3 protein-coding genes are annotated in these 3106 nt (G+C 53.0%); all 3 read right to left on the reverse strand.

Going from position 1 to position 3106, the window contains the following annotated elements; all coding sequences use genetic code 11:
• On the reverse strand, nucleotides 1–1421 hold a 1421-nt coding region (locus PHU49_16335), incomplete at its 3' end, for an NADH-ubiquinone oxidoreductase-F iron-sulfur binding region domain-containing protein (protein MDD5245579.1).
• Complete coding sequence (gene nuoE, locus PHU49_16340; GenBank protein MDD5245580.1) at nucleotides 1418–1933, reverse strand: NADH-quinone oxidoreductase subunit NuoE; 516 nt, start codon at nucleotides 1931–1933, stop codon at nucleotides 1418–1420. The genes nuoE and PHU49_16335, both read right to left, overlap by 4 nt.
• Before the next feature lie 70 nt (nucleotides 1934–2003).
• Nucleotides 2004–3017 carry a response regulator gene (locus PHU49_16345; GenBank protein ID MDD5245581.1) on the reverse strand — a complete coding sequence of 338 codons (1014 nt, stop codon included), beginning with the start codon at nucleotides 3015–3017 and terminating at the stop codon, nucleotides 2004–2006.
• Nucleotides 3018–3106: the final 89 nt, after the last annotated feature.

Consider the following 3106-nt stretch of genomic DNA (forward strand, 5'->3'; position numbering starts at 1 on the left):
CCTTCCCTGCCGTTGCCGTCGGTTATCCTCTCCAGGATCTCCAGCATCCGTTTGGTCCCGATACGGCAGAAGGTACATTTCCCGCAGGACTCATCCTGGGTGAACCGGAGGAAAAATTTGGCCATGTCGACCATGCAGGTCGTCTCGTCCATCACCACGAGGCCACCGGACCCCATGATGGCTCCTGTCTTGTTTATCTGCTGGTAGTCGATCTGGAGATCACCCATGGAAGCGGGGATAGAGCCGCCCGAGGGGCCGCCCATCTGTACGGCCTTGAATTTCTTGCCGTCCTTTATACCGCCGCCGATGTCATAGACGATCTCATTGATGGTTATGCCCATAGGCACTTCTGCAAGCCCGCCCCGGGCAACCTTACCCGATAAAGCAAATACCTTCGTGCCCTTGCTGTTCTCCGTGCCCATGGCCGCAAAGGCCTCGGGGCCGTTCATGATGATCCAGGCGACGTTGGCGAATGTTTCTACGTTATTGATGTTCGTCGGTTTTCCCCAGAGCCCTTTGTTTGCCGGAAATGGCGGTCTGAACCGCGGCATTCCCCGTTTACCTTCTATGGAAGCGATAAGGGCGGTCTCTTCACCACAGACAAATGCCCCTGCCCCTTCTTTGATCTTAATGGAAAAATTGACGTTGGACCCGAATATGTTCTTTCCGAGAAATCCCTTGCCCAGGGCCCGCCTGATAGAATCCTTCAGCCTCTGAACCGCTTTCGGATATTCTGCCCGGCAATAGATGTAGCCGTCCTCGGCGCCTATGGCATAGGCACAGATCATCATCCCTTCGAGCACGGAATGGGGATCGCTCTCCAGCGTGCTCCGGTCCATGAACGCACCGGGGTCTCCTTCGTCGGCATTACAGATGATATACTTTTCCCTGCCTTCGGCCTGCCGGCAGAACTTCCATTTGACGCCGCTCAGGAATCCGCCGCCGCCTCTGCCCCTCAAGCCCGACCTGGTGATCACATCTATCACGTCTTCAGGGGTGTACTCCCTGAGCACCTTCTGGATGGCCTGGTATCCGCCTGCCGCTATATATTCATCAATGGAATTGGGGTCGATGATACCGCAGTTTCTCAGCACGATCCGATTCTGTTTCTTGAAAAAGGAGTCATCCTCCGACGGCACACCGCTCTGCACGATCCATTCGGAAACAGGCTTGTCGGCGAGTATGTGCTCGGTCATGATCCGTTTCGCCTTTTCCGGGGTCACCTCGCCGTAAACAAACGCGTGGTTCTGCTCATCGATCACTTCCATCAGCGGTTCCCGGTAGCACATACCGTTGCAGCCGGTCTCTCTCAACATAACCTGGATGTTCTGTTTCTCTATCTCGTCCTTTATGGCCTCATAGGTTTTTTCTCCACCGGCGGATACGCCGCAGGTTCCAAGGCCGACCTTGATTGTCTTCATACCTCTCCCCTCCCGGCACGCTCCCTGTATTCATTCAGGAGTTGCTGCACCTTCTTCGGTGTCAGTCGTCCATGGGTCTCACCGTTGATCATTATGACCGGGGAAAGCGAGCAGCATCCCAGGCAAGCCACCTTTTGCAGTGTGAAGAGACCATCCTCCGTGGTCTCGTCATTGCCTATCCGGAGCTCGCTCTCCAGGGTCTTGATTATGGCGGTCGAGGCGTTCACGTGACAGGCCGTCCCGTCGCAGACCTTGATGATGTTCTTCCCCATCGGTTTCAACCGGAATTGTGAGTAGAATGTGATCACACCATAGATCTCGGCCGACGGTATCCCCACGATCTCACTGATGTAGTCGATCGCCGATTCCGGGATATATCCGTATGTCTCCTGTGCAGACTGAAGAAGGGGGATGAGTGCCCCCATCTCCCCCTGGTACTTCCATAATTCGATCTTGAATCCTGAAAACCCGTGTTTACTCTGCTCTATTTTTATCTGTTCCGTTTGCAGCATCTCTCTCCTCCCTCATCATATTAAGCCGGCAGCATGTTGCGTCCATACCGCACTCCGCGAGGTAGATCGATTACGTCTCGAAGAGGGTCAGTATAGGCCATTCCTTGATCCTGAGGACGCCGTCCAGGGTTTTGAATTTTGTCCTTATGGTGTTCTCGATCTCGCTGAAACTGGTCCCTTTCATGAGAAGGACGATGTCATATTTCCCGAGGGTATAATCGCAGTAGACAACCTGGTCATTGAAATAAAGGGCCGGATAGATCGCCTCAAGCTTCTCTTTTTCAATCTCCATCAGCACGTATGAGGAGGATCTTATCCTTGCCGGCTGGCTCGTATTGACATCCTCGCCTGCCTTATCACGTCCCAGTGCCTTGTCAACAGAGCTGATTATGCTGTGAACGTTCTCGCCGAATATGGGCGCTTCAACGCTGAGGAGCGATGCTTCGGCAACGCCCGGGATCGTTTTGATCTCGTTGTCCACTATTGCCTTGATCCCTTCGAGGGTATCCGCCTGGAGCAGAAGAACCAGGTCGTAGTCACCCCGTATGGCATCACAATAGACCACGTTTTCCTGAAAATAGATGGTCCGGTAGACTTTCAGGAGATTGGCATCCTTTTCGAGCGTAAGAAGGGCATAGGCGGTCATGGACTGTGCCGGGGCCGGGGTTACCTTCGTGGCGGCAAGACCGGAGTCTGCGGCCGGCGCCGATGCAGGGATCGCTGCGAGAACCTTCGTCAGATCCTCCATGTTGAAGGGCTTTTCCAGATATGCTGCTGCCATCTGGCTCTTCGCTTCTTGCGCTATGCTATCGCTTCCGTATCCCGTTATCAGAACAACCGGAAGGTCGGGATAATTTGCTTTTATAACCTTCAGGAGCTTGAGTCCATCGATGTCGGGAAGCCTTATGTCCACGATAGCGACTTGCGGTGGCATCTTCCTCTTCATCAGGTTTTCCAGTGTCTCCAGACCTTTCATACCGTTCTCACATGGTTCGGTATGGTATCCTTGCTGCATAAGTCCCATCGAAACATGTCGTCTGAGGGCTGCTTCATCATCGATTAACAATACGTTCTTTTCCATCATCGTGTCTCCTTTCAGTTTTTAATTTCTGTTTGTGAATGTTCGCACATAATATAAAAATAGTGCAATAGCCGTGCCAAAATATATACCAC

The organism is Syntrophorhabdaceae bacterium (assembly GCA_028713955.1).
Lineage (GTDB): Bacteria > Desulfobacterota > Syntrophorhabdia > Syntrophorhabdales > Syntrophorhabdaceae > UBA5609.

What these genes read in the sequence shown, in the direction of transcription:
- nuoE (MDD5245580.1), bottom strand. Translation starts at nt 1,933, where the DNA reads ATGCTGCAAACGGAACAGATAAAAATAGAGCAGAGTAAACACGGGTTT.
- PHU49_16345 (MDD5245581.1), bottom strand. Translation starts at nt 3,017, where the DNA reads ATGATGGAAAAGAACGTATTGTTAATCGATGATGAAGCAGCCCTCAGA.